Annotated in this window: 7 protein-coding genes, 1 tRNA gene and 1 riboswitch; of the genes, 3 read left to right on the top strand and 5 right to left on the bottom strand. The window is 65.0% G+C overall.

Annotated features, from left to right (window positions below; translation table 11 throughout):
• The 3 genes from ELR45_RS41370 to ELR45_RS22425 all read right to left on the bottom strand — a co-directional run.
• The coding region (locus ELR45_RS41370; protein ID WP_420813935.1) for an NTP transferase domain-containing protein at positions 1–268 on the bottom strand (268 nt) is incomplete at its 3' end.
• Positions 269–495: 227 nt separating this feature from the next.
• Positions 496–567, bottom strand: a tRNA-Gln gene (locus ELR45_RS22420).
• 132 nt (positions 568–699) lie between these two features.
• Positions 700–1,554 (bottom strand): helix-turn-helix domain-containing protein, encoded by an 855-nt coding sequence (locus ELR45_RS22425; RefSeq protein ID WP_205857062.1) that lies wholly within the window; start codon positions 1,552–1,554, stop codon positions 700–702.
• A 326-nt stretch (positions 1,555–1,880) separates the two neighbouring features.
• On the opposite strand from ELR45_RS22425, the gene ELR45_RS22430 reads away from it, so the two are divergent.
• Entirely contained in the window at positions 1,881–2,930 is a 1,050-nt protein-coding gene (locus ELR45_RS22430) for an acyl-CoA desaturase (RefSeq protein ID WP_129668338.1), read from the top strand.
• 93 nt (positions 2,931–3,023) lie between these two features.
• Here the strand turns inward: ELR45_RS22430 and mgtE are convergent, their stop codons facing one another.
• Positions 3,024–4,352, bottom strand: a complete 1,329-nt coding sequence (mgtE, locus tag ELR45_RS22435; protein WP_129668339.1) for a magnesium transporter — start codon at positions 4,350–4,352, stop codon at positions 3,024–3,026.
• Positions 4,353–4,756: 404 nt separating this feature from the next.
• Positions 4,757–4,930: riboswitch (M-box (ykoK) riboswitch) on the bottom strand.
• A gap of 132 nt (positions 4,931–5,062) precedes the next feature.
• Here mgtE and ELR45_RS22440 point away from each other — a divergent pair.
• Positions 5,063–5,677 (top strand): TetR/AcrR family transcriptional regulator, encoded by a 615-nt coding sequence (locus ELR45_RS22440; RefSeq protein WP_129668463.1) that lies wholly within the window; start codon positions 5,063–5,065, stop codon positions 5,675–5,677.
• Positions 5,678–5,721: 44 nt separating this feature from the next.
• Here ELR45_RS22440 and ELR45_RS22445 read toward each other — a convergent pair whose 3' ends face one another.
• Complete coding sequence (locus ELR45_RS22445; RefSeq protein WP_129668340.1) at positions 5,722–6,492, bottom strand: methyltransferase domain-containing protein; 771 nt, start codon at positions 6,490–6,492, stop codon at positions 5,722–5,724.
• A 197-nt stretch (positions 6,493–6,689) separates the two neighbouring features.
• On the opposite strand from ELR45_RS22445, the gene ELR45_RS22450 reads away from it, so the two are divergent.
• Entirely contained in the window at positions 6,690–7,190 is a 501-nt protein-coding gene (locus ELR45_RS22450) for a MarR family winged helix-turn-helix transcriptional regulator (RefSeq protein WP_240760052.1), read from the top strand.
• Positions 7,191–7,335 lie beyond the last annotated feature (145 nt).

Raw genomic sequence — 7,335 nt, forward strand, 5'->3', positions numbered from 1 at the left:
CGCCATAGGTGACGACGACGACACCATGCAACTCGGGCAGTGTCTCTAACGCACATTGCACAGCGTGCCCGGTGCCGAGCTGCTCTTCCTGGACGGCCGTAGTGACGTCGGGCGCGACGCCGGCGATATGCGCGCTTACCTGATCTCGCCCGTGTCCGACGACGACGGTGAGATGGTCAGGTTCTAAGGACTGCGCCGCGACGACCGCGTGGCCGACGAGACTCCGGCCGGCCAGCTCATGCAACACCTTCGGGATGGACGACTTCATACGAGTGCCCTCGCCCGCGGCGAGGACGACGACGGCTGCGGGACGTTGAGTCACGCGGGCTCGCTCCTGAGCTTCGATGGGCGGGAACGCTCCTGACGATACTCCCCCGATCGCGTGCCACACGAACCCCCGACATGAAATGTGCTCGCCACCCACACGGACCAAGGCACGCCATCAGCAAGGCAGCGCGCCTGCGGGAATCAAAACGAACCTAAGTTCGATCTAAGCTCCGCTGCCAGGACTTGAACCTGGAATTTAGCATTCAAAGTGCCATGTGTTGCCGATTACACCACAGCGGATCGATTGTCAAGTCGTTTCCGACTTCAACCATCATTGCCGATGAGCCAAGACCCAGAATACCGCCCAGGGATACATGCGGAGGCGGCGGCCGGTCACTCCCGCGAGTCACCACCTCCACGCACAGCCCGGTTTCAGTTTGATACTGACGTGCGCCTCACGATGGCACGACATATCCCCTGCCACACTGCATTCATGGTCCGATACTCGCTGGAACTCCTTCGAACGCCAACGATCAAACAGCCCTTGTAGCTGTCTCCCACGTTTTTCCGCACCGTCTTCGGGTTGTGTTTCTTCAACGTGGTCCGCTGAAAGCTCTCGACTGGGACGCCCACCAGGTCCGACCAGAAGCGCTCAGCAGCGGCCACATCGGCACGCTCATGGATGTGGACCCTGAATTTCAATCGATCAGGGCGCACTCCGAGATGCCGCAACCACTCAAGATACATGCGGATCACATCCGGGTCGCTGTTGATGAACTGGAGCACTTCCGTCGAGTTCCAGGGCTTCCTCTTCGCCCCTTCAGCCCAGTACATGGTGGCGCCGATCAGCAAGAGCTCGCGGTCACTCAGATCGCCGACTTCGTCGGCCATCTCATTGATGATCCGCTCGCGCTCCTTCTCCCGTCGCTCGTTGTAACGATGCCACCGCATACGCGCCGCCTGCTTGGCGCGCGCCTTTCGGTCCGGAGTCGGTTGCCAGGCAATGTCCTTCGTGATCAGCGACGCCGTACTCCTGGCGAGACCAAGCTCCTCGGCTATCTCCGGCACGGACCATCCATCTTGCCGGAGCGCTCGAGCACGCCCACGGACCTCGTCCGAGACTCTGGGCTTGACACGCCCTTTGCCATAGACGCCGAGGATCCGGCTGATGGTACTGGCGCCGATGTGGAGCTCGGCCTTGATCTGGGCGTAAGAAGCCCCAGATTCACGCATCGCGCGAACCTTGTCGGCAAGTTCGTCATCATCGACCAAACGTGTGGTTGTCATAGACAGATTCTACAAGCATAACGAGCTAAATACAAACACTTGTTCGATACATGACGAGCCGACGCCCACGCGGACGATGATCGAATGCGACGCGATTTAGCTGGCACTTGATGAGCGCTACCGACATCTATCGGGACGGACTGGATACTTCTACGCGCCGTTGCGACTGCGAGAGGCACAGACTCCGACTGACCGGCATGGCACGCACCGCCCGGAGGCGGCGATCGCCGGGGCGAGTACTCACAACTCGGACAGATTTCAGTACCTACGGCGTCGTAGGTTACGGTTGCGTAGGAAAGGTATCCCTAAGATCCGGAGGAACCGCCATGGCTCCCACCGACACCGCCGCTCGCGGGAAGACACCGTCGTCCGAGCCTGACGTTTCCGCCACCGCCGGGCATGACGTATCCGCCACGGCCGAGCCCGAGGCCAACGCCTTCGGCGCGTTCGACGGTGACACTCCGACGACGGGCCGGCGCATCGCGCTGGCTCTCTTCATCGGCTTGCCGTTCCTCGCATTGATCGCAGCGGTCCCGCTGGCCTGGATGGGCGGCTGGCTGGGCTGGCTCGACATCGTCCTCTTAGTCGTCATGTACGCCATCGCCGGCCACGGCATCACCGTCGGTTTCCACCGCCACTTCACACACCGGGCTTTCAAGGCAAACCGGGGCTTGAAGATCGCGTTGGCCATCGCGGGCAGCCTCGCCATCGAGATGCCCGTCAATCGCTGGGTCGCCGACCACCGCCGGCATCACAAGTACTCCGACAAGGAGGGCGATCCGCACTCTCCGTGGCGCTACGGCCACAGTGTTCCCGCCCTCGTCAAAGGCATGTTCTTCGCCCACATGGGATGGATGTTCGACGTCGAGCGGACCGACCAGCGCAAGTACGTGCCGGATCTGCTCAAGGACAAGGACATCACCCGGATCAGCAAGGCCTTCCCACTGCTGGTGGCCTTCTCGCTGCTCTTCCCGCCGCTCGTCGGTGGCCTGGTCACCTGGTCCTGGCATGGCGCGCTGACCGCCTTCTTCTGGGCGACGCTCGTCCGCATCGGCCTGCTGCACCACGTCACCTGGTCGATCAACTCGATCTGCCACGCCGTCGGCGACCGGCCGTTCTACAGCCGTGACAAGTCGGGCAACGTCTGGTGGCTGGCGTTCCTCTCCATGGGTGAGTCTTGGCACAACCTGCACCACGCCGACCCCACCAGCGCCCGGCACGGCGTTCTGAAGGGGCAGATCGACTCCAGCGCCCGGCTCATCTGGCTCTTCGAGAAGTTCGGCTGGGCCCGGGACGCCCGCTGGCCGAGCCCAGAGCGCGTCGAAGGCAAGCGAGTCGACGACTACGGCGGCGAGCAGACCTTGATCGCCCCCTGAGCCGATTTCGCCCACTTCGATACCGTCAGGTTCGCTCAGGGGCCCATCCGGCTCGTGAAGCGCACTTGGCGGTATCGAAGTCGCGAGATCTCGTCAGAGGCCGAGGATGGCGCGAGCGGTCATGAAGTAGATGATCAGCCCGGTCGCGTCGACGAGCGTCGCCACCATCGGCGTCGACACCACCGCCGGGTCGATACCCAGCTTCTTCGCGAGCAACGGCATGCAGCCGCCGACGATCGCGGCCCATGTGCACACGGCGAGCAACGAGATCGCGATGACGATCGCCAGCTCGAAGTCGGCGAAGAGCAGGCCGATCCCGATCCCCCCGATCGCGAGTGTGATCCCAAGCAGCGCGCCCACGCGCGCCTCCCGCCACAGCACGGCCGGCAGGTCCCTCGGACGCACGTCGTTCAGTGCCAGCGCGCGCACCACCGACGTCGCCGCCTGCGCGCCGGTGTTCCCGCCCGCCCCGGTGATCATCGGGATGAACAGGGCGAGCGCCGTGACCTCGGCCAGGTTGCCCTCGAAGACGTCGAGCACGTTGATCGTCAGGATGGCCGCCACGAACAAGAGGAGAAGCCACGGCGCGCGTCGAGTCGCGAGCGTTCTGATCCCAGCCAGCAGGTACGCGCCCGCGAGCGGCTCCGAACCGGACTGCCGGTAGGCATCCTCGGTGTCCGCGGCCTCCACCACTTCCATGGCGTCGTCGATGGTCAGAAAGCCGAGCACCCGGTCTTCGCTGTCCACGATCGGCAAGTCCAGCAGGTTGGCGTCCCGCATCAGGCGTGCGGCGTACTCGGCGTCGTCGGTGGCACGAACCGAGACGTAGTCCTTCTCGGCCAGCTCGTCCACCAGCTGGCCGGTATCCGCCGTGACGAGATCCCGCAGCGACGCGACCCCTACCAGCTGCCGCCCGTCGTCGACGACCGGCAGCGTGTAGACGGTCTCCGCATTGGCGCCCTTGGTCCGCACGACGTCGAGAGCCTGCGCCGCCGTCAGGTTGCGATGGATCGCCACCACCTCGGGCGTCATCATCCGGCCGACGGAGTCTTCGGGGTAGCCGAGCAGGGCGGCGGTCATCTGCCGCTCGTAAGGGCTCAGCCCGGCCAGGACACGCCGGGCCACCTTGGCCGGAATCTCGCCGATCAGCCGGGCCCGGTCGTCGGGGTCCATCTCTTCGACGAGCTCGCGGAAGGCGCGATCCCGCAGCCCCGACAGGATCTCCTGCTGGTCGGACGGATCGAGCTCCTCGAAGACCGCGAGCGCCTTACCCTTGTCGAGCAGGCGGAACACCAAGGCCATACCCGCGGCGTCGACGCGTACCAGCTCGGCGGCGATCGTGTGCGGCGGCTGTGTGCTGAGCCAGTCCTTCAGGTACGGAAGGTCCTGGTCCTTCAGCAAGTCCAGAAAGTCTTCACTCACGAGTCACACCGCCCGAAATCGATCAAGGTGCGCACGCACACCGCGCACAACGGTGTCATCTCGTACAGTGCTGTGTCAGCCGGTTGACACAGCACGGGCAGGGCATCTGTACCAACGCGCATGGGTGCGCTCCTTCACGTCAAAGGTCACACCGCACACCCGGCGCCCGTCAGAGCATGCACGCCCCTGCTGAACAGGCGGTGTACACGGCGACGCGCTCGGATGAGGATGAAATGAGGACAGCGTCAATGCGTCTGAGGAACCAGCGACTATGGCATGGCTCCGCATCGGTCACAGATGATCGACTTCGCATCGCCCCCACCTCCTTCGCAACGCGCGTCATCGAACGGACATACCGCGAGGGGAGGCGTGAACCCACGACAGGGCAGCCTGGCACATCGACCAGCGCATCCCTACGTCAGAGCTTCAGCACTGCACGTCTAGGCAACCTCTCGGCCGCCGGTCTGCGTTAAGCCGGACCTTGATTCGGCCGCGGCCTGTTCAGCCCATTGGAATCTCTCGATTTTTCTGGGCAGCAGACGCATACACGCCAGACGCCTCACCTAACGGGATACCCGTTGGCAGCAAAACCTTCATAAGGTTACCCGCAGTGACGCGGGACGGTCAAAGATTCCGGTTGTGGGGTGCATGATGGACCAGTGGACACGGACGGTGCGATAGAAACCCAGGCAGCGGGCGGTCGAGTGCGGATGACCGGCAAGCAACGACGGGAGCAGCTACTCGATATCGGCCGCGCTCTGTTCGCCGAACGAGGCTTCGACGGCACGTCGATCGAGGAGATCGCCACCCGTGCGAAGGTCTCCAAGCCGGTCGTCTACGAACATTTCGGCGGCAAGGAGGGCCTCTACGCCGTCGTGGTGGACCGAGAGATGGAAGGTCTGCTGAACAGCATCACCACGGCGCTGAACTCCGACAGCCATCCACGGGTCCTGCTCGAACGTGCGGCGCTGGCACTGCTGGACTACATCGAGACCTCGACCGACGGTTTCCGCATTCTGGTGCGGGACTCGCCCGTCGCGCAATCCACCGGCGGGTTCGCCAGCCTGATCTCCGACGCGGCAAGTCAGGTGGAGTACCTGCTCGCCGCGGAGTTCACCTCACGCGGGTTCGATGCCCGGTACGCCCCGATGTACTCACAGATGTTGGTCGGCATGGTCGCGCTCACGGGGCAGTGGTGGCTCGACGTACGCCATCCGGATAAGACCGCGGTCGCCGCACATCTGGTCAACCTTTGCTGGAACGGCCTGACGGGTCTGGAGCAGGCCCCCGCCCTCAACGGCTCCGCCGACGCTACCCTGCCGTGATCATCAACGGTGAGACCGGTCATGGCGCGGCCAGCGGTTGATGATCACGGCAGGGGGCGCTGGGTGACGGCGAAGATCCGGCGGTAGGGCAGGATGCTCCCGTGCCGGCCGGCGGGATACGCGCGGCGCAGCCGGTCCCGGAACAGTTCGACGAACTCCGCTGATTCCGCGTCGTCGAGTTGCGCCAGAACGGGCCGCAGCGCACTGCCCCGCAGCCACTCCAGCACGTCGTCCGGGCCGTCCAGCAGGTGGTGGTACGTGGACTCCCACACCTCGGCCGTGAGACCGGCGTCGAGCACCGCGTTCAGGTATTCGGCGGGCGTGTGCGCGAACGGCCAGGTCACATCGAGCCGTTCCGACCACGGGGGCAACGCGGCCAGGTCGCGCAGCTCGGTGTGCGACGGCTCGGAGAAGTTGCCCGGGATCTGGAAGGCGAACCAACCACCCGGAGCGACGAACGAGGCGAGTCGCGGCAGCAACGCCAGGTGACCGGGCACCCATTGCAGGGTGGCATTGCTGAGCAGGACGTCCACGGGGCCATCGGGCGCCCAGGTGCGCAGGTCGGCGTGGACGAACTCCACCCGCTCGTGTCCCTGTTCGGCTGCGCGCGCCTGCTGAATCATCTCCGGCGACGAGTCGACGCCGACGATGCGGGCCTCCGGCCAGCGCCGAGCCAGCCCGGCCGTCAAGCCGCCCGGGCCGCAGCCCAGATCGACCACGCTCGCTGGCCGCTGCGCCCCGACTCGCGCCACCAGGTCATGGAACGGCCGGGCGCGCTGGTCACCATAGATCAGGTATTGCTGCGGATCCCACATGCGCGTTTCCTCTCCTCACCCCGCAGATGCCAGACACCACCGCCGGCCACCAGCCGATATCGCCACACCCATAGCCACATCGGCACCGTCCGCGGCCCGCTGACAGCCCGCACCTCCGAATTTATCTTGACGTCAAGATACATACTCGCGGACTAACTTCCTTGAAGTCAAGATTCTTGGCCCGTAAAGTCCAAGGCGTGTCCACAGATGAGGTCGACCGGCTGGTCCAGGCATGGCGACGAGAGCGGCCCGACCTGGACATCCGCCCGATGGAGGTGCTCTCCCGGGTCAGCCGCCTCGCGCGCCACCTCGACCGGGCCAGACGCACGGCTTTCGCCGCCCACGGGCTGGAACCATGGGAGTTCGACGTCCTCGCCGCCTTGCGCCGCGCCGGCCCGCCGTACGAGCTCTCACCCGGAACCCTGCTCGCCCAGACACTGGTCACCAGCGGCACCATGACGACGCGCGTGGACAAGCTCACCGCACGTGGCCTCGTCACCCGCCGTCGTGACGAGCAGGATCGCCGCGCCGTCCAGGTCGCGCTGACCGACATGGGGCGCACCGCCGTGGACGCTGCCCTGGACAGCCTGCTGGCCCACGAGCGCGAGATCCTCGCCGACATCGACGACACTGACCAAACCGCGCTGGCCCGCTTGCTCCGCACTCTCGTGCTGCCGTTCGACGACGTCGAAGACTAAGAGGTCGCACGGAGTGGGACTCCGTTGAAGCGAGCGAGGCATCCGGTCGCGGTGTCTACCGACGTTATCAAAGCTATAGCCTCGATAACGTCGGTAGTTCGAGGGTGCGCCAGACTCCCATCACTGATCGTCGTCGTCAGGCGTC

It is taken from the genome of Phytoactinopolyspora endophytica (assembly GCF_004138495.1).
In the GTDB taxonomy this organism is placed as follows: domain Bacteria; phylum Actinomycetota; class Actinomycetes; order Jiangellales; family Jiangellaceae; genus Phytoactinopolyspora; species Phytoactinopolyspora endophytica.